Raw genomic sequence first — 25,860 nt, 5'->3', positions numbered from 1 at the left:
TCCCATGACTATGATGGAATGGTGGGATGGATTCTGGGCGACGTACAACACCGTCATCTTCAGCGTCGGCGTCAACGCCATGCTGGCCCTGTCAATCTACGTCACGCTGTCGTGCGGCCTGCTGTCGCTGGCCAACGCAGCGTTCATGGGGATCGGCGCTTACGTCGCGTCCCTGATTACCATGCAGGCGGGTCTGCCCTTCCCGGTCGCGCTTGCGGCCGGCGGCATCCTGCCGGCGCTGGTGGCGCTGGTGATCGGTATTCCGACGCTGCGCCTGTCCGGCGTCTACCTCGCGATGGCCACCCTGGGCTTCGGCGAAGTGGTGCGCGTGGTGGTGCTGAACATGGAAATCACCGGCGGCCCGATGGGCCTGAACGGCGTTCCGCCGGTCACCGAGTGGTGGCACATCGTGCTGCTGCTGGGCATTACCGTGTACTTCCTCGCCCGCGTACGCCGCTCCAAGATCGGTCGTGCGTTTGAAGCGATCAAGGAAGACGAAGTCGCCGCCCGCCTGATGGGCGTCAACGTAGCCGGCTACAAGCTGCTGGCCTTCGTCATCGGCGCAGCGATTGCCGGTGTTGCCGGCGCGCTCAATGCGCACTACACCTTCACGATCGGCCCCAACAACTACGGTTTCGAAAACGCCGTGGATATCCTGACCATGGCCGTGTTCGGCGGCACCAGCAACCTGATCGGCCCGATGATCGGCTCGACCATTCTCTCGCTGCTGCCGGAAGTGCTACGCCATTTCAAGGACTTCCGCCTGGCCGCCAACGGCCTGATCCTGATCCTGGTCGTGCTGTATCTGCCGAAGGGCATCTGGGATCCGCGTCGCATTCGCGCGTTCATGCAACGCCGTAACAGCAACAACTCTGCAAGCAAGAAGGTGAACTGATGCTTTTACAATTCAACCAGATCAGTAAAAACTTCGGCGGTTTGCAGGTCCTGCAAGGCGTCCAGTTCCACGTGCCCGAAGGCGGCATTTTCGGTCTGATCGGCCCCAACGGCGCCGGCAAGACCACCGTATTCAACCTGATCACCGGCCTGCTGCGTGCCTCTTCCGGCAACATCGTGTTCAACGGCCAGGACATCGGCAACGTCGCTCCGCACAAGATCACCGAACGCGGCATCGCGCGCACCTTCCAGAACATTCGCGTGTTCAAGGAAATGACGCTGCTTGAGAACGTCGTGGTCGGCATGCATGACCACCTCGACTACGGTTTCGGCGGCCTGCTGCTGAACCTCGGCTCGTTCCGCAAGATCGAGAAGGAAGCCCGCGAACGCGCGCTCGAGCTGCTGTCCTGGGTACGCCTGGATCACAAGGCCGAGATGCTGGCCGACAGCCTCTCCTATGGCGAACAGCGCAAGCTGGAATTCGCCCGTGCGCTGGCGACCAAGCCCAAACTGCTGCTGCTGGACGAACCGGTGGCCGGCATGAACCCGGCCGAAAAGACCGAGCTCATGGCTGAAATCATCAACATCAAGCAACGCGGTTTCTCGATCTTCATGATCGAGCACGACATGCGTTTCGTGATGGGCCTGTGCGACCGCGTCGCCGTGCTCAACTTCGGCAAGATCATCGCCGAAGGCACACCGGATGAGATCAAGAACAATCAGGAAGTGATCGAGGCCTACCTCGGCAAGGAAGAAAAATGAGCCAGACCCAGACTGCCCCCAACGTTATTCTGCAAGTCCAGGACCTGGCGGTTTCCTACGGCCACATCGAAGCCGTCAAAGGCATCAGCCTGACCCTGAACGAAGGCGAGATCACCGCGCTGGTCGGCGCCAACGGCGCCGGCAAGAGCACCTCCCTGCTGGCCATCTCCGGCCTCGTCAAGGCGGCGCGCGGCAAGGTGATCTTCAACGGCGAAGACATCACGCAACAATCGCCCCACCGCATCGTCGGCAGCGGCGTGGTGCAAGTCGCTGAAGGCCGCGCCACCCTGACCACCCTGACCATCGAAGAAAACCTCTCGCTGGGCGCCTACACGCGCAAGGACAAGGCTGCAGTGGCCGGCGACCTGGAGTGGGTCTATTCGCTGTTCCCGGTCCTGAAGCAACGCGCCAAGGGCCTGGCCGGCAACCTCTCCGGCGGCGAACAGCAGATGCTTGCCATCGGCCGTGCGCTGATGGCCAAACCCAAGGTGCTGCTGCTGGACGAACCGTCGATGGGCCTGGCGCCGCTGATCATCCAGGAAATCTTCCGCATCGTGAAAGAGATCAACAAGACCGGCATGACGGTCCTGCTGGTCGAACAGAACGTGCGCCAGGCGCTGCGCATCGCGCAACGCGGCTACGTGCTCGAAACCGGCAAGATCGTGCTGGAAGACACCGGCGCCAACCTGCTGCACAACCCGAAAGTGGTCGAAGCCTATCTGGGCGGCTGATCGCTTCGCGTTTGTCCTCCTCAAGAACAGCGGCCTGACGGTCGCTGTTTTTGTTTGTGCCGGCAGGATGCTTTACCATCGTGCGTTATTGCCTCCATTCATTGCCTTCACAAATCAACTTAGTCCCTCCATGCCGACTTTCGACTCTTCCCTCGTCTGGTTCCGCCGCGACCTGCGCATCAGCGATCACGCAGCGCTGTACTACGCGCTCAAGCAAAGCAAACAAGTGCATTGCGTGTTCGTCTACGACCGCGACATCCTCGACGCGCTGCTGGCCGACGGCCTGCAAGCCGACCGTCGTATCGACTTCATCATGGCATCCATCGCCGAGCTGGATTCCGCCCTGCGCGAGGCCGGCGGCGCACTGATCGTACGCCACGCCTCGGCGCAGCAGGACATCCCGGCGCTGGCGGCGGAGCTTGGCGTCGACGCCGTCTTCACCAATCACGACTACGAACCGCAGGCGATCAAACGCGATGCCGCCGTCAGGAAGCAGCTCGAGAAAGACGGCCGCCAGCTGCTGACTTACAAGGACCAGGTCATCTTTGAAAAAGACGAAGTGCTGTCGCTGGCCGGCCGCCCCTTCTCCGTCTTCACGCCCTACAAAAATGCCTGGATGAACAAGCTGTCCAGCCCCGGCGGCGACTTCTATCTCAAGCCTTACCCGGTAGACGCCTACTTCGCGCAACTGGCGCCGCCGTCGAAGAAGCATCACAAGGCGCTGCCAACGCTGGAGCAACTCGGCTTTGCACCCAGCAACCTGAAGGACTTGCGCATCCCGACCGGCATGTCCGGCGCCGAGCAATTGCTGGAAGACTTCCTGCCGCGCCTGGGCAAGTACGGCGACACGCGCGACTTCCCTGCCGTCAAGGGACCGTCCTACCTGTCGGTGCACCTGCGCTTCGGCACCATATCTATTCGCACGCTGGCGCGCGCCGCAGTCGACGCCATGCGCATCGGCGAGGGGCGTCGCGGTGCGCCGGTGTGGCTGTCGGAGCTGGTCTGGCGCGACTTCTATTTCATGATCCTGTTCCACCATCCGCGCGTCGTGGAACGTTCCTTCAAGGCCGACTACGACGCCATCCAGTGGGAAGGCGGCAAGCATGCGCGCGACATGTTTGCAAAGTGGTGCGAGGGCCACACCGGCTATCCGCTGGTCGACGCCGCCATGCTGCAGCTGAACCAGACCGGCTACATGCACAATCGCCTGCGCATGGTGACGGCGAGTTTCCTGACCAAGGACCTGGGGATCGACTGGCGCTGGGGGGAGAAGTATTTCGCCGATCTGCTCAATGATTTCGATCTGTCGGCCAACAATGGAGGGTGGCAGTGGGCGTCGTCTTCGGGCTGTGATGCGCAACCTTATTTCCGTATTTTCAATCCGATTACGCAGTCGGAGAAGTTTGATGCTGAGGGCAAGTTCATCCGGCGCTATTTGCCGCAGCTGGCCGGTTTACCGGACAAGCATATTCATGCGCCGTGGCTGTGTCCGGCGGATTTGTTGAAGTCTGCGGGGGTGACGTTGGGGAAGGATTTTCCTGAGCCCATGGTGGATCACGCTGAGGCGAGGAAGAGGACGTTATTGCGGTATGCGGTGGTGAAGAAGGATTTGGGGGAAGAGGACTGATTTTTTTCTCGTGTTTTGCTCCAACTTCGTTTTCATCCGTAATTAATTCGGTTATTTCTTTGATAAACCCTTTGCCGGGGTTGCCTCGCTTGGTTGTGCGATGAAAGAAAAATCGAAACAGCAACCGGTACGGCCATCTGTCGAAACAACCACAAAGAAAAGAGCAGTCGAAGCTGCAATGCCGATCAGTTGAGCTCAATCACCTTCGATTTTTGAAGCGAAAAGAGTCGTAAAAATAAGGGGCGCCGCCGCGAATAACTTCGCAGCGGCGCTTTTTTGTTTTAAGCGATCGGCATTAGGGTTTGCCGGGAATTTTTATGTGATTAACATATCAATTCGACAACTGGAAGCTGAGGGGCGCGCATGCTGCACGACGGAATCGAAGTAACTGATCTGAACGCGATTTGGTGGATTGAAGAAAATCAGCGAATAAAAGCGTTACCCATCATTCGTAAGCATGATTTCATCACTTTAGGTTCAAAAACCAAGAATGGCGGCGTAGTTCATACAGCTACCTCAGGCCGAACCATTAATGGCATTTCGGTGGCATTGGTTGGCGATGAAGTGCGCTATCCGAATGGGGAAATTGCCACCATCACCTCAGGTGCGGGCGCTGCATCGATATATGACGGAAAGTGCCTTGCCGTTGAGGGTAGCCATGTCAGCAATGGCGACGTAATCGAAACCAGTGACCAGAAAGGTTACGGCATCGTTATTCGCGCAGGCATGCCACCCATCCCTGGTTTCCTCGAAGAGGGATACGTACCGCCTCCCTTGAAAGCCTCCCTGACATGAAGCGCTTCTACATTTTCGAAGGTGACAAGACCTCATCCGGTGGGACGCCGATAGCGTCGCAAGACCACTCTACCTGGCATGGTCGCAAGTACATCATGCTTAACGATAAGGTCTACTGCCCAGCGTGCAAGAAGATCGGCACGGTCGTTGGACAAGGCGCGCGTCTGAATGACAACTGGATGGGAAAACGTCCAGCCCTCAATGACGATATATGTGTCTGTGGTTGTAGGCCAGCGCCAAAACTGATTGCCTATCAGGACAATGATTGGCAGATGATGACGGCAGAAGAAATGGCTGTCCAAGGCTTCGGCACAATTCAAAACGCTGCAACGCCAGCAAATATTGGAGAGAGATTTGACCTACATTTCCAGATTCGCGGGGATAAGACGGATAAACCGATTGCGAATATTCCCTACAAAATCAGCCTGGAAGACGGTCAAGAAATCGTCGGCACAACCGATGCCAGCGGCTTTACCCAGCTGGTCAGCAATGATGTTGAACTTATCGCAAAAATAGAGGCTCCTTATTATGGCAACAGCAGCACAACACAGATTGACCCCTGTCTCGGACACGACGCCTGTCATTGTTAGAATTCCTGAAAGGGAATTGAGCGGTGCGCAGTGGGTGAGTCGTTTTCCTGGAAGCCGTAGTACAAACGATCTAGTAGATTCGTTTAAAAATAATGTGATTGCCTTCAAGTCAGCAATTGAAGCTGCTGGCGGACTTGTAAGTATCAATGCGACTTTTCGGCCAAAAGAGCGCGCATATCTAATGCACTGGTGTTGGTTGATTGCCAATAAAAAACATGCTCCTCAAAGAATCCCTGAAATGGCCGGAGTTTCTATTGAATGGGATCATGGCGATGATGAGGCGTCAATTGCTGCGGCAGAGCAAATGATGGGTGCTTATGGAATAAAAACGTTAAGAATCGCGCCAGCATTAGAGGGAATGCATACTAGGAAAGAGGCCATTGACATGAACATCTCATGGAACAAGGATTTAGAGATAAAGAAAGAAGATGGCACTACAAAAAAAATTACAACTCTACCTAGGGATGGAATGAACGCAGATTTGCATGAAATTGGGAAAGAGTATGGTGTAATAAAATTTTACATGGGGGCTGTTGACAAGCCACATTGGTCTACGAATGGACAATGAAAAATGAAAAGTATTGCTGCGTTTTTTATTTTAATTCAGATTTTGTCCAATGCTTTCGCTGTCGATATATTTTCTTCAGACATTAGAAAATTTATAGACAATGCTGAAGCATGTATGCATTTTTCTGGTGAAGATGGATATAACAAAGAGAGGCAGGAAGAAATAGATCGAGCAGTTGAAAAATATTGTTCATTGGCTAAAAAGGAGAGAATTTTTTTGAAAAAAAAATATAAAGACCAAGAGGAAATTCAAAAAAAGCTGGATGAATATCAAGATGTTGATGATTTCATTTTTTGACGATGATTACCATTAAGATTGCGACCTGTGCCGAAAATTTTTAGTTTTGTATTTTTAATACTTGCATTTTCTTCTGTAAGGGCTGAATCAATAGTGCGTATTGGGCACTACGAACTGCGAGGGGCATTTGTATTTGATACGCAAACAAAACTGACATGGGCGTTGCAGTGTCGGCCAAAAATGGGCGTCGACAGGTAAATGCAAAGGAAGTCCAAAAGGGTACACATTCAACGCTGCGCAAAGACTCTCTAATACTAAATGGCGAGTACCAACAAAGAGCGAACTGGACTCTCTCTTTTTCCCGTCCGGTTCACTCGTAAAAATTGATACAAGGGTGTTTCCAATGAGTAGCAATAGGAACCAGCTTTATTGGTCGAATGAACAAATTGACGATTCAAGCGCTTGGTACGCTGATTTCAATACGGGCTCTACTGATAGATATTATGGAGATTATGATTTTTTGAACGAGAAGTTCTTTGTACGACTTGTAAAAAATTGAACTCAGAAAGTCGTATAAGGTGTGTTGATGTCGTAAGCAGATCGTAGCCTATGACCCGAGATGGCCAGTCTGAGGACATCGTGGTCGGCCTATCACGCTCCAAATCAAGCGCTCACAAGGCAAGCTGCCAGCCAGCACAGCATTTTCAACGACTACGACTGGTTTCGCTGCTCAATGAAGAACGGCCCGGGCGAAAATTTGACCGGGCCGTGAAATACCTCAACGCTATTCCGTGCGGATACTCAAAAAAGACTTTAACTGAACGGCATTACAGCCGAAGCTGCCCTTTTCATCACACAACAAAACCAATCAAACAAACTTACCGATACGCCCAACAACTGCCTCCCGCACCGACCCGCTGGTAATGAACGAATGCGCCACCTGGATATCGTTATGGAACCAGCGGTCGCCGTCGAGGCATGCCGGGATCTGCTTGCGGATCTCTTCATACGCCGCCTGCGTGCCTTCACCCAGCACGAAGTCCTTGAGCAACTCTTCCGTCATGGTCAGCCCCTGCGCCGCCAGCAGCATTTCCACGCCGACGATGTACTGCGTGTTGGCCACTACCGTGGCCGCCTTGCGCGCGCACCAGGTCGAGTTGGAGACGTGGTCTTCGCTGTTGCCCTTGGACGGAATGCTGTCGACGCTGCCCGGCATGGACAAAGTACGATTTTCCATCACCAGTGAGCTCATCGAGCACTGCACCACCGGATAGCCGGTGTTGACGCCACGCACGCCGCTCATCAGGTTGCGCGGCAAGCCCCACGACAAGGTCGGATCGATCAGGCGGGCGATGCGGCGTTCGCAGATGCTGCCCAGATCGGTGATCGTCATCGCCAGCAAGTCCATCGCCTGCGCCAGGTACTGGCCGTGGAAATTGCCGCCGGAGATGATCTCGAAGCCGCCGCCTTCCTTGTCAAAGATCAGCGGATTGTCGGTGGCGGAGTTGATTTCCTTGTCGACGATGGTGTCGATGTAGTCGAGCGCATCGAACACCGGGCCGTAAACCTGCGGCGCGCAGCGCAGCGAGTAGACGTCCTGGATGCGCGACGAATACGGAATATCGGTGCGGCGCGACTCATCCGGCAGTTGCACCGAGCGTGCTTCGTGGGTGGTGCGGGTCGAGCCTTTGAGCAGAGTGCGGATGACGGCGGCGGTCTTGATCTGGCCGGCGTGCGGACGCGCTTGCTGGATGCGGGCGTCGAAGGCGGACATTTCGGCGCGCATGGCTTCCAGCGTGAGACCGAGCGACAGGCAGGCGTCGGTCAGCAGGTTGCGCGAATCGTGTGCCGCCAGCACGGCGACCGCCAGCGAGGCGGTGCAACCGTTGATCAGGGCCGAGGCGTCCTTGGCTTTCAAGTCGAACTTGACCGGGCCGATGCCGGCCTTGGCGATGGCTTCCGGTGCGCTCATGCGCTTGCCCTGGTACATCACTTCGGCTTCGTCGAAACCGACGATGGCGGCAGCCAGGTAGGCCAGCGGGGCCAGGTCGCCGGAGGCGCCGACCGAACCCTTTTGCGGCATGATCGGATGGATGCCGGCATTGATGAAGTCCAGCAGGCGATCGACCACTTCCACGCGCGGCGCCGAGTAATTGCTGGCGAAGGCGTTGGCGCGCAGCAGCATGGTGGCGCGGCTGACTTCTTCGGAGAACGGTTCGCCGATGCCGGCGCTGTGAGCCTTGATCAGCTGGGTCTGGAACAGCTCGATATGTTCGACCTTGATGCGGGTGTCCTTGAGCAGGCCGACGCCGGTGTTGAAGCTGTACATCATGGGCGCTTCGTCGTGCATCCAGGTCGACTCGATGAAGTCGCGGCTTTGCTTGAGGGCGGCGCGCGAGGACTCGGCGAGCGCGACCTTGGGGTACACGCCGTTGGTACCGCGCGAGACGCTCACGACTTGCGCCGCGTTGAGGTTGAAACCGTCGATGGTGATGGTGGTCATGAATATTCCTTGAATTTCTCTGTCGATTTCTCTGTCGGTCGGATTACTTCGCGCCCGCTTCGAACCAGGCGCCGATCAGCGCGCGCTCTTCGTCGGTCATGTGCGTCATGTTGGCCAGCGGCATGTCCTTGGTCTGGACCGCGCGCTGGTACACCTTGGCCGCGTGCTGGCGGATCAGTTCCGGCGTTTGCAGCATCATGCCGGCCGGCGCCGTCGCGAAACCCGCCTGCGTCGGCTGTGCGGAGTGGCAGCTGGCGCAACGCTGGGTGATGACTTCCTGCACGCGGGCAAAGTCTACGCCGCTTGCCGCAGCAGCGACAGGTACAGTTGCGCTGCTATCTGCGGCCCCGCCTGTTGCAGCGGCCGGTGAAACTACCGGTACAGCGGCGACCTTCGGCAGCGGCTTAGGCGCAATCGCGATCGCCACGCCCAGCAACAACACGCAACCGGCAATCGGGAAACCGATCGAGACCTTGCCGGCATGGCGCAGGTTGAAGAAGTGGCGGATCAGCACGCCCGCGGCCATGATCGCGGCCAGCACCAGCCAGCTGTACGCGTGGGTATAGGTCATCGCGTAATGATTGCTGATCATGATGAACAGGATCGGCAGCGTGAAGTAGTTGTTGTGCACGCTGCGCTGCTTGCCCTTCTTGCCGTAGATCGGATCGGGCGACTTGCCTTCCTTCATGGCTTCCACCAGCTTGCGTTGACCCGGGATGATCACCATCAGCACGTTGCCGACCATGATCGTGCCGATCATCGCGCCGACGTGGATATAGGCGGCGCGGCCGCTCAGCAGATGCGTCAGTACATACGCCACGGCGACGATGAAGACGAACATGACGAGGCCGAGCAGGCCTTCGCGTTTGCCCAGCGGCGACTTGCACAGCAGGTCGTAGACGATCCAGCCGAGCACCAGCGTGCCGAGGCCGACGCCGACCGATTGCAGGCCGGTGAGATCGGCAACCGATTTGTCGACCATCATGGCCGAGGCATTGAAGTAATAGACGATGAACAGCATCGCGAAGCCGCTGATCCAGGTGGCATAGGCTTCCCACTTGAACCAGTGCAATTCTTCCGGCAATTCGGAAGGGGCGACCAGGTATTTCTGCGGGTTGTAGAAGCCGCCGCCGTGCACGGCCCACAACTCGCCGGACACGCCCTTCTTGGCCAGGTCGCTGCCCGGTTTCGGCGGACGGATGGAGTTGTCCAGCCAGACGAAATAGAACGACGCGCCGATCCACGCAATCCCGGTGATCAGATGCAACCAGCGCACCAGCAGATTGAGCCACTCGACGCCATACGATACGAACAATGCTTCCATGTCTTCCCCACGTTTGTTCCTCACCTGCCACTGCGGGCGCTTCAGGTGAGCGAGGCCGGGCCTCAGATCACAAAACGGTCGATCCGGAAGGATGCGCGAACATCTTCCCGGATAAATAAGAGGACTTGCGCAGAACGTCTCCTGCTCCTGCGTAAATCTTCGTTACCTGCTGCCGCGACGACCTCGGTGGCGATTGCCACCCATTATTTTTTAACAATATTTTTTCTCAGCCGCCGCCTGCGCACACGGAAGGAGCGACTGGGATGCTGGAACGATAAACGTGTTGGCTCTTTAAAACATTGCCAACATCTTATATTTGACATACGCATATTCATATACAACAATGATCAGGTTATGTGGGAAGCTCTATACGCAAAAAAATATAACCAGAGACTTTTCATAACATCAACAACGTGCGGCCACCCTCCACGGGTAAGAAGGCAGTCCAGCGCGCCCTGCGCAGACGCCCGCCTCGCTTTACCAGTTACCCGGAGACAATCATGTCCAGGCTGCCAGACCATCTCGATATCCACCTGATCCGCATTCTCTATCTGTTGCTGTGCGAAAAAAACGTCTCGCGCGTCGCCCTCAAGCTCAACCAGCCGCAGCCGTCGATCTCCGCCTCGCTGCGCAAGTTGCGCGAGCTCACCGGCGATCCGCTGCTGGTGCGCGGCGCGCGCGGCATGGTGCCGACCCAGCACGGCGAAAGCCTGCTCAAGCCGGCCAAGCGCATCCTCGACGAAACCGAGCGCCTGTTCGTGCCCAAGACGGCTTTCGTGCCGCAGGAAGAAGCGCGCACCTTCCACATCGCTGCGCCGGATTACATGAACACGCCCTTCTTCACCGAGGTCATCGCACGCCTGCGCCGCGAATCGCCCAAGAGCCACATCGTGATCCACGCGCTCGGCCCGGAAACCGATTACGTGCGCCTGCTGTCGGACGGCGAACTCGACCTCGTCATCGCCAACTGGGACGAGCCGCCGCCGCATCTCCATCTGTCCAAGCTGTTCGACGATCCCATCGTCTGCCTGATGCGTTCCGACTGCGCCTATGCCAAGCGCACCGCCAAGGACGCCATGACCATCGAGGATTACCTGACCCTGCCGCACGCGGCGCCGTCGCAGATCCTGCCCGGCTATCACGGCACCATCGACACCTTCCTCGAGAAGCAGAACCTGCATCGCAACGTCGTGGTGGAGTCGGCGCACTTCCGCATGCTGCCTTACATGGTGGCGCAAACCGACCTGGTGCTCAGCGCCGGCCAGCAGTTCGCCAGCTTCTATGAAAAGACCTTGTCGCTGAAGAGTTACAGCGTGCCGATCAAGTTTCCACCGCTGCGTTTTTACCAGCTGTGGCATGAGCGCGTGCATCAGGCGACCGAGCACAAATGGCTGCGCGCGCAGGTCAGCGCTGCGGCCAAGATGCTTGTTAATTAAGGCTTCCAGGCAACATTGGCATCACGCTGCTTATATCCACATTCAGAAAACGAGTATTGGCTGACCTATATATTGGACTGAGTGATTTACTTTAGTATCGGCCCACAAGCCTGTACGGAGGATCCTGCTCAGAATCTGCACCCTTCTGCAAGGACTTGACGAGAGGCCGCAGCAAACCGCATCCAGCATCCGGCTTGCAACGGCCTCCATATAAAAACTTGGAGACAGCCATGACAACCCAGACCCATCCGGTGGACGAAAGACTGCCGATACTCAAACTCGCCGCGCTGGGCATGCAACACGTACTCGTGATGTATGCCGGCGCCATCGCAGTACCGCTCATCGTCGGCGGTGCCCTAAACCTGCCAAAATCCGAAATCGCTTACCTGATCAGCGCCGACCTGTTCTGCTGCGGCCTGGTCACCATCATTCAAAGCCTCGGCATCTGGAAGTTCGGCATCCGCATGCCGGTCATGATGGGCGTCACCTTCGCCGCCGTCGGACCGATGGTCGCCATGGCCAACAATCCTTCGCTGGGCATCCTGCACATCTACGGGGCCGTCATCGCGTCAGGGATATTCTGCATCCTGGCGTCGCCCTACATGAGTAAGCTCATGCGCTACTTCCCGCCGGTGGTCACCGGCACCGTCATCACGGTGATCGGCGTCTCGCTGATGGGGGTCGGCATCAACTGGGCGGCCGGCGGCCAGCCCATCATCGGCAAACTGGTCGATGGCGTCTTCGTCAAGATTCCCAACCCCGATTACGGCTCGCCGCTGAGCCTGGCGATTGCCGCCGTGGTCCTCGTCTCCATCCTGCTCATCACCAAATATGTGAAAGGCTTCATCGCCAACATCTCGGTGCTGATGGGCATGATCGTCGGTTTCGTCATCGCCTTGTCGCTCGGCAAGATCAACTTTGACGGTCTCGGGGCGACCGACTGGTTCGCGATGATCAAGCCATTCCACTACGGCTGGCCGCAATTCGACGTCGGCTCCATCATCAGCATGTGTCTGGTCATGATCGTCACCATGATCGAATCGACCGGCATGTTCATGGCGCTGGGCGACATCGTCGAGAAGAAGGTCGACGACAAGACGCTGGCGCGCGGCCTGCGCGTGGACGGCCTGGGCACGGTCATCGGCGGTGTCTTCAATACCTTCCCGTACACCTCGTTCTCGCAGAACGTCGGCCTGGTTGGCGTCACCGGCATCCGCAGCCGCTATGTCTGCGTCGCGGCGGGCGTGATCCTGGCGGCGTTCGGCCTGTTCCCCAAAATGGCGCACGTGGCCGCCTCGATCCCGCAATTCGTGCTGGGCGGCGCCGGCATCGTCATGTTCGGCATGGTGGCCGCGACCGGGATCAAGATCCTGGCCAAGGTCGACTTCAACACCAACCGCAACAACTTGTTCATCGTCGCCATCAGCATCGGCGTGGGCATGATCCCGATCGTGGCGCCGACCTTCTTTGACAAGATGCCGGGCTTCTTGTCCACTATCTTCCATAGTGGCATATTGCTTGCATCCACCATGGCGGTCGTGCTGAACGTGTTCTTCAACGGCCGCGGCAGTGATGAAGAAGTCGCCAACTATGCGTTGGCGGCGGCACAGAGTTCCGATCATTAGCACTTGAAGTACGACAGGACGGGGGCGCCGTCCTGTCGAAGCAACCAGCAACTATTCGAATTTATTGGCACTTACCGGCAACAGCTATCACGATGACCACACTAGAACAATTGAACGGCAGCGCCGCCCGCGACGTACCGGCTTTCGTCAACGCCTTGCACGGGATCTACGAGCATTCGCCGTGGATTCCCGAACGCGCAGCGAAACTCGGCCCCTTCGCCAACATCACGGCCCTCAAGCAGGCGCTGCAAGGCGTGGTCACCGGCGCCGAGCGCGCAGAACAACTCGGCCTGATCCGCGCCCACCCGGAACTCGCAGGCAAGGCCGCCATCGCCGGCGAACTGACCGCCGAGTCCACCGGCGAACAGGCCAAGGCAGGCCTCAACCTGTGCACGCCGGAAGAATTCGCCACGCTGCAAAAGCTCAACGGCGACTACAACGCCAAGTTCGGCTTCCCCTTCATCCTCGCGGTCAAGGGCGCCACCGGCAAGGGCCTGACGCGCCAGCAGATCATCACCACCTTCACGCGCCGCCTGCGCAACCAGCCCGAAGACGAACTGCGCGAAGCGCTGCGCCAGATCGGCCGCATTGCGGAAATGCGCATCAACGACCTGCTCGGCTACACCCCGGCCATCGGCGCCACCATCATGGAATGGGCCGAAGAAATCGGCGCCTGGAGCGAAGACGACGGCGCGCTGACCTGCACCTACATGACCGACGCGCACCGCCGCACCGCCGACCAGATCGCCCACTGGATGCGTGAAGCCGGCATGCACGCGCACATCGACGCGGTCGGCAACGTAGTCGGCCGCTACCTCTCGACCGACCCGCAGGCCAAGACCCTGATGACCGGCTCGCACTACGACACGGTGCGCAACGGCGGCAAATACGACGGCCGCGAAGGCATCCTGCTGCCGATCGCCATCGTCAAGCACCTGCATGAAAAAGGCGAGACGCTGCCCTTCCATTTCGAGATCATCGGTTTCTCGGAAGAAGAAGGCGTGCGCTTCAAGAGCACCTTCCTGGGCAGCAACGCCATCATCGGCCAGTTCGACCTCAACCTGCTCAATCTCACCGACCGCGACGGCGTCAGCATGCGCGACGTGCTCATGCAAGCCGGCCACGACGTCACCGCGATTCCGAAGATCGCACGCGACCCTTCCGACCTGCTCGGCTACGTCGAAGTCCACATCGAGCAAGGCCCGGTCCTGCTCAACCGCGACCTCCCGGTCGGGATCGTCACCTCGATCGCCGGCAGCTCGCGCTACCTGGTCAACCTCAAAGGCGTCGCCAGCCACGCCGGCACCACGCCGATGAACATGCGCAAGGACGCTGCTGCTGCAGCAGCAGAAATCATCCTCTACGTCGAGCAGCGTTGCGGCGACGACCAGCACGCCTCGCTGGTCGGCACAGTGGGCCAGCTGCAAGTCCCGAACGGCTCCACCAACGTCATCCCCGGCGCGTGCGTGTTGTCGCTCGACATCCGCGCCGCCCGCGACGACGTACGCGATGCCGCAGTGGCAGACGTGCTCAAGAAAATCGAAGAAATCAGCCAACGCCGCAGCGTCGACGTCACCATCGAAAAGACTGTCTCCGCCCCGGCCGCGCCCTGCGCGCACTGGCTCATGAACCAACTCGCCGCCGCCACTGAACGCGCCGGCGTCAAACCGTTTGAACTGGCATCCGGCGCAGGCCACGACGCCATGACCATCGCAAAAATGACCGACGTCGCCATGCTGTTCACACGCTGCGGCAACGGCGGCATCAGCCACAATCCGCTGGAGACGATGACGGCGGATGACGCGGAAGTGTCAGCGCAGATTTTGTTGGATTTCTTGCGGAATTTTAAGGCGAAGGTTTAAAACGAAGATGCCGGAAGCTCGCAATTGCAATCACGATGCCGAAGGCGAGCCCCCCAAGGCAATGCGAAGCGAGCCGAAAAAGGAATTCCGCTTATGAGCTGCCGTTGGCGACGTGCCTAAATCGGAAAAAGAAGGGAAACTTGTCTGAGCGAAGCGAGTTTGTTTCCCTTCCCGATTTAGGTGCGGCGACAACGGGAACCCCGAAGGGGCGGCGAATCGTTGCGTTGGAGCAGTGCTCCAACCCTTTCTTTGCTTACTTTCTTTGGCGAAGCAAAGAAAGTAAGCGGCTGCCGGGCCGCCCCCGGCAACCACGGTCGTCCGAAGAGCGAACAGCATCAGCAACCAACACACGCAACAAGAAAAGAAACAATCAACAAAGCCAGGCAAAGCGTTAATAGGGTTTAAAAGGGACTCCACTATCACCGGCGCCGAATCAACACCAACACCAAACACAACCCAGTGAGTCCCCAAATGACCAAAACCCTATTAATCAAAAACGCCACCGTCGTAGTAACAATGAACGACACCAGAGAAGAAATCAAAAACGGCGCGATCTTCATCCGCAACAACATCATCGAACAAGTAGGCCAAACCGCCGACCTCCCCCAAACCGCCGACGAGGTAATCGACGCAACCAACCACGTGGTGCTGCCCGGCCTGATCAACACCCACCACCACATGTACCAAAGCCTCACGCGCGTGATCCCCGCCGCGCAAGACGGCGAACTGTTCAACTGGCTCACCAACCTCTACCCCATCTGGGCCGGCCTGACACCGGAAATGATCAAGGTCTCCACGCTCACCGCGATGGCCGAACTGATCCTCTCCGGCTGTACCACCAGCAGCGACCACCTCTACATCTACCCGAACAAGACCCGCCTCGACGACAGCATCGAAGCCGCGCAGGAGATCGGCATGCGCTTCCACGGCGCGCGCGGCGCGATGAGCGTCGGCCAGTCCAAAGGCGGCCTGCCGCCGGACCGCGTGGTCGAGGACGAGAACGACATCCTGCGCGATACGCAACGCCTGATCGAGACCTACCACGACCACAGCCGCCACGCCATGCAACGCATCGTGGTCGCACCCTGTTCGCCATTCTCGGTCTCGCGCGACCTCATGCGCGAAGCTGCCAACATGGCGCGCAGCTACAAGGTCTCGCTGCACACCCACCTCGCCGAAAACGTCAACGACATCGCCTACAGCCGCGAAAAATTCAACATGACGCCGGCCGAATACGCCGAAGACTGCGGCTGGGTCGGCCACGACGTTTGGCACGCGCACTGCGTCCAGCTCGACGACCACGGCATAGCCCTGTTCGCACGCACCGGCACCGGCGTGGCGCACTGCCCCTGTTCCAACATGCGCCTGGCCTCCGGCATCGCCCCGATCCGCAAGATGATCGATGCCGGCGTGCCGGTCGGCCTCGGCGTCGACGGCAGCGCCTCCAACGACGGCGCCCACATGCTCGGTGAAGTGCGCCAGGCCATGCTGCTGCAACGCGTCGGTTTCGGCCCGGACGCCATGACCGCACGGCAGGCGCTGGAAATCGCCACCCTCGGCGGCGCCAAGGTATTGAACCGCGACGACATCGGCGCACTGAAGCCGGGCATGTCGGCCGACGTGGTGATGTTCAAGCTGGATCAGATCGGTTTCGCCGGCGCGCTGCACGATCCGGTCGCAGCTCTCGTGTTCTGCACGCCGGCCAACGTGTCCTGCAGCGTCATCAACGGTCGCGTGATCGTGCGTGAAGGCCAGTGCACAACAATCGATCTCGGAGCCGTCATCGAGCGCCATAACACGCTGGCATATGAACTGGCCGAGGCGGCAAACTGACATGCAGTAAGCAGCAAGCACCACTAATCAAAAACAAAAAAAACGACATTCCGGCCCGCTCCCACCCGAGCAGCCCGGAATGTTTTGCCATACGCCGTCGACATAATTGCACGGTGGAAATGCTCCAAATTTCTGGCATGAAAACTGCCTTGCAGGTGAGGCCACGAATGTCGCCATGTTTTGCAGTCCACTGAACAGCAAAGGTATCCCCATGAAAATCGCCAACATGAAAATCGGCCAACGCCTGGCCATCGGCTTCGGCATCGTGATCGTCCTGCTGGTCGCCATCACGGCGCTCAGCAATATTCAGCTGGGCCGCCTCAACGACGGCATCAACCTGATCACCAAGGACCGCTACCCCAAGACCGTGCTGGCCAACACCATCCAAATCCAGGTCAACAAGATCGCCCTCGATATCCGCGACATCATGCTGACCAGCGATGCCGACAAGATCAAATTCCTGGTCGGCGACGCCACCGCCGCCGACAAGAAGATGAATGAAAGTCTCGCGCAAATGCAAACGATTGCAAAGACCGATGAAGACAAGCGTTACGTCAAGGATGCAATGACCGCGCGCGACGCGTATCTGCCCGTGCGCGACGGCCTCATGAAGCTGGCGCTGGCTGGTCAGGTCGATGAAGCCAAGGCTTACCTGCCGCAACAGTTCATGCCGCTGCAGATCAAATACTTCATCGCGCTCGACGCCATGTTCGACTACCAGGGCGGCCTGATGGACGCTGCCGGCGACAAGGCCAGCAGCGAATCCGGCAGCGCCCGCATGATCATCAACACGCTCGCAGCCATCACCCTGCTGCTCTCCGCAATGGTCGCCTGGCTGGTCTCACGCAGCATCACACGCCCGCTGACCGAAGCAGTCGACGTCGCCCGCCGCGTCGCCGACGGCGATCTCACGACGAAAGTCGAAGTCAAATCCACCGACGAAACCGGCCAGCTCATGTCCGCACTGCAGACCATGAACGGCAACCTCTACAACATCGTCAGCCAGGTACGGCAAGGCACCGACACCATCGCCACCGCGTCGAGTGAAATCGCCACCGGCAACATGGACCTGTCGGCACGCACCGAGCAGCAAGCCGGCTCGCTGGAAGAAACCGCCTCGGCCATGGAAGAACTCACCTCCACCGTCCGCCAAAACGCCGACAACGCGCGCCAGGCCAACCAGCTCGCCGTATCCGCATCAAGCGTCGCCGTCGATGGCGGCACCGTAGTCGGCAAGGTGGTCGACACCATGAGCTCGATCAACGATTCGTCGCGCAAGATCGTCGACATCATCGGCGTGATCGACGGCATCGCGTTCCAGACCAATATCCTTGCCTTGAACGCCGCAGTCGAAGCAGCCCGCGCGGGCGAACAAGGTCGCGGCTTTGCGGTAGTCGCCAGCGAAGTGCGCAGCCTGGCCCAGCGCAGCGCCGCCGCCGCGAAGGAAATCAAAATTCTCATCGACGACTCCGTCGCCAAGGTCGACACCGGCAGCAAGCTGGTGGAACAAGCCGGCACCACCATGACCGAAGTCGTCGCCAGCGTAAAACGAGTAACGGATATCGTCGGCGAAATCAGCGCCGCCAGCCAGGAGCAAAGCCAGGGCATCGACGAAGTCGGCCGCGCCATCACCAACATCGACGAGACCACGCAGCAAAACGCCGCGCTGGTGGAACAGTCGGCCGCCGCCGCGCAATCGCTGCAGGACCAGGCTGCCAAGCTGATGCAGCTGGTCAGCGTGTTCAAGCTGGACCAGCAGATGACGAAAACTGCGGCAACAGCGGGCACATCGACAGCTGTCCTGAAGAAAGCGACCGTCAACATCACGCCGAAACCGGCGCAGTTGAAACAAGCGCCGAAGCCTGCATCGACACCAGCGCTTGCATCGTCTTCCAAACCCGCTCCAATTGGGGCTGGCAAGGACGACGACTGGGAACAGTTCTGAAAGACGATTGAAGGTAGCAAGCTTGTGCATCGAATTTCACCATTGCCCCTGACGAATCGCTGACAAACAATAATGCAGTGACAATGATTTGCAGGGATACGAAAAAACGGCGCTTCCAGGCGCCGTTTTTTTATTTTTTATATGCCACTTTTCTTTACTTTGATTTACTATTCCTCCACTAAAAATGAGCGAATTGGTTACGCGCCAAATTCGCTGCCAAGCTACCAAAAAAATATCTACATGCTTGTAACGGGGAAATATCAAGGTCGAAAAAACTCTCCTCGTTTTTCTCTCGCCCTCACCCCATCCTTCCCGGTATCTCTGAAACTTTACCGCCGCGGCCATGCCTTGCGAGCGATTTTCTACCTGTGCGTTTTCTCGCGTCTGAATGCGACGACCGCTTGTGCCATGGTCCATCTCGGAAACCATTAGTCATGTCAAAGAAAATCAAAGTCGGCGAGGTATATCTCAGCATCTCCGCAACGACAAATACAGCGATAAACCTCACGCCCGACACGCGCGAACTCACGGCAGAAAAGCCCGAGACGCCTGAACCGCTTGAAACGCCACCATACATCTATCGTCCCAATGACCCGTTTCAGGCCGGGATTGACGAGGCGCGTGCGATCAGCAGCATCAGCCACTCACACAAAGGATGGGTCAAGAAAACCTGGTTTTTACTTTTTGTTGTCGGGCCGCTGCTGTTGATCGAATTGCGCGCGCTTTCTCTCGCGATATCTCCCGGCGAAGACACTGTGAAGACATTCTTGCTCGTCAATCTGATGCTGTTTCCACCATGGCTTTGCTACTACCAGATCTGGCGCAAGAGAGTGAGAAAAAGTTAGCGCAGATTGCTCACCTCCTCACGATTCACATATTTACCGTTCCATTTTCAGCACCACGTTTCACCAACTAAAAAGGAAGATTCATGAAGAAATTGTTTGCCTGCGCCGTCGTCGTAAGCAGCCTTGTTGGCTGTGCATCGGTACCAATGGGGGATCCACAGAAAGACGCCGCATTGAAAACATTCAAAGCGCCGGAAGACAAGTCCGGCGTCTACATCTATCGTAACGAAGCCTTGGGTACTGCAATACGCATGGATGTAGCTATTGATGGCGAAGCAATCGGCCAGACAGCGCCAAAAACTTATTTTTACAAAGAACTTCCACCTGGCAAACATGTGATTACGTCCAAGACGGAGAATGTAGATACGCTTGAAATTGAAACCAAGCCAGGCGTGCTGAGCTACGTATGGCAGGAAGTCAAACTGGGTATCCTCTCTGCACGCAGCAAGCTGCATCTGGTCAGTGAAGAAGAAGGCAAGAAGGGTGTTCTGGAAACCAAGCTGGCCGAAAGCAAATAAGCAAGTCGCCGTGTATGGCTACAACTCCCCTGTTGGCAAACGGGGGAGCCATGCAATAGAACTACCCCAACTTTCATCGGCGCCCATGAACACATCTCAACTAAGAAAATTCTGCGATGCCCTACCCGCAGCAACATCCCGCCTCGCGCTGCCGCCATCCAATATCCTGGTGTACTCGGTCGGTGAAAAAAACTTCGCCTGGTTCAAAACCAGCGATCCGGAAAAATGGCGCTTCAGCTTCCGCGTCAGCCCCGATCGCTTCATCGAACTGACCGACATGCCGGGCATCAAGCCGGCCCGCTATATGGCGCGCTTTCATTGGGTGACGATTGTGGATGTGCGTAGCATGCCGGCGGATTATCTGAAAGAGCTGGTGCGGTGGTCGTATGAGAAGGCCTTGGGAAGCTTGAGTGGAAAGCAGCGAAAAGCCTTGCTCGCTCTCCCGTAACGTCCTGTAAAAAGCCAATTGATCATTGAATACCAGTCCTTCATTCGGAATTAACAAGCATCAAAAAGAACCAAAAGATCTGCTTTTGCTCTTCCTCACAACTGCCTCATCAGAAAAAGAAAGGTATTGCCGTGTTCTCCAGATTATTTTCCTTTGCCATTCTCATGGTTGTCGCTCTGTTATCCGGCTGTGCCACTCCGGTTGACATGGCGTTTTCCAAAGATCAGACAACGCCCGTAGCAGCCGACAAGACTGTCTTCCTGATGACCGCAACGATCAAGAACACCTACTTCACGTCGCACCAGCCGAAAATGCTTGCAACCATGATCGAGAAATCCGGCGCCACCAGCGCAGCCGACCGTCTCAATTTCAGACCAGACAAGCTGAGCAAAATTGAGTCCGACACAGTAGATGGCAGTACCTATCTGATCCGCATGGAACTTGATAAAGGTGAATACGTTGTGCGGGGATTCAGTTGCATGAGCAGCAGATTTCCGATTCACGGATTCTATTTCGCACCGATTCACGCCAAGCTGATTTCCAGCGCTCCCGGCGTCTATTACCTCGGCCATGTCGACGCTAGTGTGCGTGCACGCAAGGACAACGAATTCCGCGCAGGTCCTGTGATTCCGCTGATCGATCAGGCGGTGGCAGGCGCCTCGGGTGGCACGTTTGAGGTCGCGATTTCAGATCAATGGGCGAAAGACGAAAGTCAGTTCAAAAGCAAATTTCCAGCCCTTCAATCTGCTGATATTCAAATGGCGATCTTGCCCGAGTTTGACAGAAAGGGCGCGCAGCAATGGTGGGAAGATCACTGATCCTGCCAGCATCTGATTAAAAATGTCTGCGCCGACGCCCACTTGATTCGACAACGCAGCGTCCGGCCAGAATCTATAGATGAAATTAAGAAGGGGGATACATGTCTTTCATCAAACGACGCCTGCTCGCCATCATCACTCCATTGATTCTGCTCTCCGGCTGCGCCGGAACAAATTTTGTCAGGCAAGACCTGTCTACCCTAAATCTGGGCACTACAACAGAAGCCGAGATTCAGAAGAAAATGGGAGTGCCTAATCGCAAGGGAGAGATATTAAAAAACAATGAAATGGTGCAATCGTCGACATATGCCTATGCAACCGTTGGCGGACAACCACAAAATTTCGGCGTTGTTCCGGCCCGATCCCAAGCGTTTTTCTTCCATAAGGGAATTTTGATCGGCAGTAATTTCAGTAGTTCTTTCAAAGTAGACGGTACTGATTTTTCTTCCAATAAAGTCACCGCCATCGAAAAAGGAAAAACCACCAAGGCAGAAGTAAAATCCTTGCTTGGAGAACCCGGCGGCACTTACATTGCACCTCTCACGGTAAGCCCTGCGGAACAGGCTTTCGTCTATCAATATACGCAGGTAAAGTCTGGCTTCCTGAAGCCGACCATCTACACGCAATTGCTTGTCGTCTCGTTTGATCCGCAAGACGTCGTATGCAATGTAGAGTATTCAACCTCGGGAAGCAGAGAATAGTTCTCCCTACAGCATCACCTCGCCGCAGGCCTGAATGGCCTGTCGGCTTGTCTATTCCTCGTTCTGCTGACAAATTTCGGCACGATTATTCTCTACGAAAAATATGACAATTCAACGCCTGTTGCAATTCTCAACGCTGGCTCTCCTTTACTTTGGTATGAAAGCTGCAGTTTCACAGCAACTTCCGCTCACGCCCGTTGAGTTCGCCCAAATGGCAGCAGAGCGAATGCACAAAGAATTGCCTAATGTCGACTTTAAAGTCGTGGGGCATCTGGAACTTGATGGCAAAGATGCCAGCGGAAAAAGCATCGGGAACATGTATCTTGACCGCGTGTTCTCCTTCTGCCTACGCAATGCATCCAATTGCGATGCCGGCCTGAGCCAGTACGCAAAAGGCATTGCCGAGACCGTCAAGGAGCGGAATCGTCCTGTAACCCAAGCCATGCTCCGCATTGCCATTCGTCCCGAAGAATATTTGGAACAATTACGTAAGCAGCCAGGCTTCGGCAATCAAAAAATCTATACACGTCCTGTTGCACCAGGCTTAGTCGCCATACCGGTGGTCGATTTCACTAGGACAACTCGATTTGTCATTGACAAAGATCTTGAAGAATTGGGAGTCGACGAAGAAAATCTATTCAAAATAGCAGCGCAAAATCTTCGCGACACGACTAAGCCTCTGACAGCTGTTTCCTTGACTCCGAGCGCCAACTCACTGGGACAAATCCGCGATGAAGAATACGCGTCAAGCCGACTCTTTTTTCATTCGGACTGGAAAAATCTGGCTGCAAGCATGCACAATCAATTGATTGTCATCGCGCCAACCCCAAATGCACTGCTTTATGGCGATGGATCTCTTCCGGGCACTGCTGACGCATTACGAACCTTGGGAGGACGCGTTGCGAGTAGCTCCACCAAGCCTCTTTCCATGCAACTTCTACGCTGGACTGACGACGGATGGGAAATTTACAAACGATAAATGACCATCGTCATTTATATTGACGTCCTGACTATCCCCACACCTCCGCCAACCTCAACAAATTAGTACTCCCCGGCTGCCCAAACGGCATGCCGGCGGTGATGGCGATCTGATCGCCCTTCTTCGCAAATCCTTCCTTCAATGCCGTCTGGCATGCTGCGCTGACCATTTCGCTTTCGTTGTGGATCTGGTCGCTGATCGTTGAATGCACGCCCCACACCAAGGCCAGCTTGCGCGCGGTCGAAATCTTCGGCGTGATGCTCAGGATCGGCGCCATCGGGCGTTCGCGGGCGGCGCGCAGGCTGGTGTGGCCGGAGCTGGTGTAGGTCACGGTGGCGGTGGCGCCGACGATGCGGGTGACGTCGCGCAAGGCGGAGCAGATCGCGTCGGAGCTGTTGGACTCCGGCGTCTCTTGCTGGGCGTCGAGCATGTTGCGGTAGAGCGGGTCGCGTTCGACTTCGCTGATGACGCGGTCCATCATGGCGACGGCTTGCAGCGGGTAGCTGCCGTTAGCTGATTCGGCCGACAGCATGACGGCGTCGGAACCGTCGTAGATGGCGCTGGCGACGTCGGAGACTTCGGCGCGGGTCGGCACGGGACTCGTGATCATCGACTCTAGCATCTGGGTGGCGATGACGATGGGCCGGCCGTGCTGGCGGCAGACGCGCAGGATGCGCTTTTGCGTGCCGGGCACGCGCTCGGGCGGCAGCTCGACGCCAAGGTCGCCGCGCGCCACCATGATGGCGTCGGAGGCCTGGACGATTTCATCGAGGCGGTCGAGTGCCGCGGGCTTTTCCAGTTTGGACAGGACGGCGGCGCGGCCGTTGATCAGGGCGCGCGCTTCGTGCACGTCTTCGGGACGCTGGACGAAGGACAGCGCGATCCAGTCGACGCCGAGTTCCAGTGCGAAGGCCAGGTCGCGTTTGTCTTTTTCAGTCAATGCGGGAATCGGCAACACGGCGTCGGGCACGTTGACGCCCTTGCGGTCGGACAAGGCGCCGCCGTTGATGACTCTGGTGCGGATGCGTTGGCCGTCGCTGTCGAGCACCTGCAGGCGCAGCTTGCCGTCGTCGAGCAACAGCGACTGACCTGCGGCGATGACTTCGAACAGTTCTGCATGCGGCAGGCAGACGCGGGTGTTGTCGCCGGGCCGGGTATCGCGGTCGAGGACGAACTCCTGCCCTGCTTCCAGCTGGACCTTGCCGTCGGCGAACTGGCCGACGCGCAGCTTGGGGCCTTGCAGGTCGGCGAGGATGGCGATCGGGCGGCCGACTTCACGCTCGACGGCGCGCACGATCTCGAAACGCGCGTGATGGTCGGCGTGGGTGCCGTGGCTAAAGTTGAAGCGGAACACATCGGCGCCGGCTTCGAACAGCGCCTTGATCATCTCTTTGGTGGCGCTGGCGGGGCCGAGTGTGGCTACGATTTTTGCCTGGCGTTGACGTCGCATGGACGGTCTCCTTGGTGTTGTTGGTATGGGTGGCGTGCGCCGGGACGACGAAATTTTTACAGGATCAGGATGGCGCGAAAGTCGTTGACGTTGGTGCGCGTCGGGCCGCTGACGACGAGGTCGCCGAGCGCGCTGAAGAAACCGTAGCCGTCGTTGTTCTCGAGCAGCGCCTTCGGATCGAGCCCGAGTTCTTTTGCGCGTTTCATTGAATCGGGTTGATAGATGGCCCCCGCGTTGTCTTCGGAGCCGTCGATGCCGTCGGTGTCGCAGGCGATCGCATGCATGCCGGGTGCGCCGTTCAGTGCATTGGCAAGGCTGAGCAGGAATTCTGCATTACGTCCGCCGCGACCAGTGCCGCGTACGGTGACGGTAGTTTCGCCGCCGGAGATCAGCACGCAAGGTTTTTTGAACGGCTGGTCGTAGTGGGCGATCTGTTTTGCAATCGCCGCATGTGCCAGGCCGATGTCGCGCGCTTCGCCTTCCATGTCGTCGGACAGGATGTAGGGCGTGACGCCGGCGGCGCGTGCGGCGGTTGCCGCTGCCTGCAGGGCTTGCTGGGCAGTGGCGATGACGTGGTGTTCATTTGCTTTGAGACGTTCATCGCCAGGCTTGGGGGTTTCGCCGATGCCGGATTCGAGGTGCGCTTGCACCGATGGTGGGATGTCGATCTTGTATTTGCGCAGCACCGCGAGTGCCTCGGCGCAGGTGGTGGCGTCGGGCAGTGTCGGACCGCTGGCGATGATGCCGGGATCGTCGCCGGGAATGTCGGAGATCATCAGCGTCACCACGCGCGCCGGCGCACAGGCTAGGGCGAGGCGGCCGCCTTTGATGGCGGAGAGGTGTTTGCGGACGCAGTTCATTTCGAAAATGTTGGCGCCGCTTTTGAGCAGGGCTTTGTTGATGGCCTGCTTTTGTTCGAGGGTGATGCCTTCTGCAGGCAAGGCAAGCAATGCGGAGCCGCCGCCGGAGATCAGGCAGAGGACGAGGTCGTCTTTGGTGAGGCCGTTGACCATGGCGAGCATGCGGGCGGCGGCTTGGCGGCCAGCTTCGTCGGGGACGGGGTGGGAGGCTTCGACGACTTCGATGTGTTGGCAGTCGGCGCCGTGGCCGTATCTGGTCACCACCAGTCCTGAGAGCTTGCCGGGCCAGTGCTGCTCTACTGTCTTGGCCATGGCTGCGGCGCCTTTGCCTGCGCCTATGACGATGGTGCGACCAGTTTTTGGCGGTTCGGGCAGGAAGGATGGGAGGGATTTTTCTGCGCTTACTGCGGAGACGGCGGCGGTGTAGAGGTCGAGGAGAAATTGGCGGGGATTGAGCGACATGATTAGGATTCCTGTTGTTCCGACTTACTGTATGTTGTTACTGATGC

General features: G+C 57.5%; 23 protein-coding genes and 1 pseudogene. 20 read left to right on the top strand and 4 right to left on the bottom strand.

What is annotated here, in order from left to right:
* Positions 1–4 precede the first annotated feature (4 nt).
* From ACIROY_RS11180 to ACIROY_RS11140, 9 genes and pseudogenes are all read left to right on the top strand, one after another.
* Positions 5–895 carry a branched-chain amino acid ABC transporter permease gene (locus ACIROY_RS11180; protein WP_402273188.1) on the top strand — a complete coding sequence of 297 codons (891 nt, stop codon included), beginning with the start codon at positions 5–7 and terminating at the stop codon, positions 893–895.
* Positions 895–1,656 (top strand): ABC transporter ATP-binding protein, encoded by a 762-nt coding sequence (locus ACIROY_RS11175; protein ID WP_402341601.1) that lies wholly within the window; start codon positions 895–897, stop codon positions 1,654–1,656. The genes ACIROY_RS11180 and ACIROY_RS11175 overlap by 1 nt, the downstream gene beginning before the upstream one ends.
* Complete coding sequence (locus ACIROY_RS11170; RefSeq protein ID WP_402341599.1) at positions 1,653–2,387, top strand: ABC transporter ATP-binding protein; 735 nt, start codon at positions 1,653–1,655, stop codon at positions 2,385–2,387. Before ACIROY_RS11175 ends, ACIROY_RS11170 begins: the two co-directional genes overlap by 4 nt.
* A gap of 130 nt (positions 2,388–2,517) precedes the next feature.
* A complete protein-coding gene (locus ACIROY_RS11165) occupies positions 2,518–4,014 on the top strand; it encodes a cryptochrome/photolyase family protein (RefSeq protein ID WP_402341597.1) in 1,497 nt (498 codons plus the stop codon).
* A gap of 363 nt (positions 4,015–4,377) precedes the next feature.
* Positions 4,378–4,809 carry a PAAR domain-containing protein gene (locus ACIROY_RS11160; protein ID WP_402273197.1) on the top strand — a complete coding sequence of 144 codons (432 nt, stop codon included), beginning with the start codon at positions 4,378–4,380 and terminating at the stop codon, positions 4,807–4,809.
* Positions 4,806–5,399: a PAAR domain-containing protein gene (locus tag ACIROY_RS11155; RefSeq protein WP_402273199.1), complete on the top strand. Its 594-nt coding sequence runs from the start codon at positions 4,806–4,808 to the stop codon at positions 5,397–5,399. Before ACIROY_RS11160 ends, ACIROY_RS11155 begins: the two co-directional genes overlap by 4 nt.
* Positions 5,338–5,967: a hypothetical protein gene (locus tag ACIROY_RS11150; protein WP_402273201.1), complete on the top strand. Its 630-nt coding sequence runs from the start codon at positions 5,338–5,340 to the stop codon at positions 5,965–5,967. Before ACIROY_RS11155 ends, ACIROY_RS11150 begins: the two co-directional genes overlap by 62 nt.
* Positions 5,968–5,970: 3 nt before the next feature.
* Positions 5,971–6,264 (top strand): hypothetical protein, encoded by a 294-nt coding sequence (locus ACIROY_RS11145; protein ID WP_402273203.1) that lies wholly within the window; start codon positions 5,971–5,973, stop codon positions 6,262–6,264.
* Between the two features lie 238 nt (positions 6,265–6,502).
* Positions 6,503–6,763 (top strand): annotated as a pseudogene (locus ACIROY_RS11140) (DUF1566 domain-containing protein); the annotation flags it as partial.
* A 309-nt stretch (positions 6,764–7,072) separates the two neighbouring features.
* Here ACIROY_RS11140 and hutH read toward each other — a convergent pair.
* On the bottom strand, positions 7,073–8,707 hold the full coding sequence (gene hutH, locus ACIROY_RS11135; RefSeq protein ID WP_402341595.1) for a histidine ammonia-lyase: 1,635 nt from the start codon (positions 8,705–8,707) through the stop codon (positions 7,073–7,075).
* Between the two features lie 43 nt (positions 8,708–8,750).
* Positions 8,751–10,031 carry a urate hydroxylase PuuD gene (locus ACIROY_RS11130; protein WP_402341593.1) on the bottom strand — a complete coding sequence of 427 codons (1,281 nt, stop codon included), beginning with the start codon at positions 10,029–10,031 and terminating at the stop codon, positions 8,751–8,753.
* Positions 10,032–10,531: 500 nt separating this feature from the next.
* Between ACIROY_RS11130 and ACIROY_RS11125 the strand changes: the two genes are divergently transcribed.
* From ACIROY_RS11125 to ACIROY_RS11075, 11 genes are all read left to right on the top strand, one after another.
* On the top strand, positions 10,532–11,467 hold the full coding sequence (locus ACIROY_RS11125; protein ID WP_016833487.1) for a LysR substrate-binding domain-containing protein: 936 nt from the start codon (positions 10,532–10,534) through the stop codon (positions 11,465–11,467).
* A 230-nt stretch (positions 11,468–11,697) separates the two neighbouring features.
* Complete coding sequence (locus tag ACIROY_RS11120) at positions 11,698–13,092, top strand: nucleobase:cation symporter-2 family protein (RefSeq protein ID WP_402273210.1); 1,395 nt, start codon at positions 11,698–11,700, stop codon at positions 13,090–13,092.
* Between the two features lie 92 nt (positions 13,093–13,184).
* Positions 13,185–14,954, top strand: coding sequence for an allantoate amidohydrolase (locus ACIROY_RS11115; protein ID WP_402341591.1), 1,770 nt, complete (start codon positions 13,185–13,187; stop codon positions 14,952–14,954).
* Between the two features lie 471 nt (positions 14,955–15,425).
* Positions 15,426–16,787 (top strand): 8-oxoguanine deaminase, encoded by a 1,362-nt coding sequence (locus ACIROY_RS11110; protein WP_402341590.1) that lies wholly within the window; start codon positions 15,426–15,428, stop codon positions 16,785–16,787.
* 211 nt (positions 16,788–16,998) lie between these two features.
* Positions 16,999–18,732 (top strand): methyl-accepting chemotaxis protein, encoded by a 1,734-nt coding sequence (locus tag ACIROY_RS11105; protein ID WP_402273218.1) that lies wholly within the window; start codon positions 16,999–17,001, stop codon positions 18,730–18,732.
* A gap of 434 nt (positions 18,733–19,166) precedes the next feature.
* Positions 19,167–19,577, top strand: coding sequence for a hypothetical protein (locus tag ACIROY_RS11100; protein ID WP_402273220.1), 411 nt, complete (start codon positions 19,167–19,169; stop codon positions 19,575–19,577).
* 83 nt (positions 19,578–19,660) lie between these two features.
* Positions 19,661–20,095 (top strand): DUF2846 domain-containing protein, encoded by a 435-nt coding sequence (locus ACIROY_RS11095; RefSeq protein ID WP_402273223.1) that lies wholly within the window; start codon positions 19,661–19,663, stop codon positions 20,093–20,095.
* An 85-nt stretch (positions 20,096–20,180) separates the two neighbouring features.
* On the top strand, positions 20,181–20,543 hold the full coding sequence (locus ACIROY_RS11090) for an MmcQ/YjbR family DNA-binding protein (RefSeq protein ID WP_402273225.1): 363 nt from the start codon (positions 20,181–20,183) through the stop codon (positions 20,541–20,543).
* Between the two features lie 131 nt (positions 20,544–20,674).
* A complete protein-coding gene (locus ACIROY_RS11085; protein ID WP_402273228.1) occupies positions 20,675–21,361 on the top strand; it encodes a hypothetical protein in 687 nt (228 codons plus the stop codon).
* A 101-nt stretch (positions 21,362–21,462) separates the two neighbouring features.
* The gene (locus ACIROY_RS11080; protein WP_402273231.1) at positions 21,463–22,062 is read left to right on the top strand and encodes a hypothetical protein; all 600 of its coding nucleotides are present in this window, start codon (positions 21,463–21,465) and stop codon (positions 22,060–22,062) included.
* Between the two features lie 103 nt (positions 22,063–22,165).
* Positions 22,166–23,041, top strand: a complete 876-nt coding sequence (locus ACIROY_RS11075; protein WP_402273233.1) for a hypothetical protein — start codon at positions 22,166–22,168, stop codon at positions 23,039–23,041.
* 31 nt (positions 23,042–23,072) lie between these two features.
* On the opposite strand, the gene pyk is transcribed toward ACIROY_RS11075, so the two are convergent.
* Positions 23,073–24,491 carry a pyruvate kinase gene (gene pyk / locus ACIROY_RS11070; protein ID WP_402341588.1) on the bottom strand — a complete coding sequence of 473 codons (1,419 nt, stop codon included), beginning with the start codon at positions 24,489–24,491 and terminating at the stop codon, positions 23,073–23,075.
* Between the two features lie 56 nt (positions 24,492–24,547).
* A complete protein-coding gene (locus tag ACIROY_RS11065; protein WP_402341586.1) occupies positions 24,548–25,813 on the bottom strand; it encodes a glycerate kinase in 1,266 nt (421 codons plus the stop codon).
* Positions 25,814–25,860 lie beyond the last annotated feature (47 nt).

The sequence above is a fragment of the Herbaspirillum sp. NPDC101396 genome (assembly GCF_044767365.1).
Lineage (GTDB): Bacteria > Pseudomonadota > Gammaproteobacteria > Burkholderiales > Burkholderiaceae_D > Herbaspirillum.
Note: the sequence above shows the minus strand (reverse complement) of the source record. Positions and strands in the feature narration are given on the sequence as shown.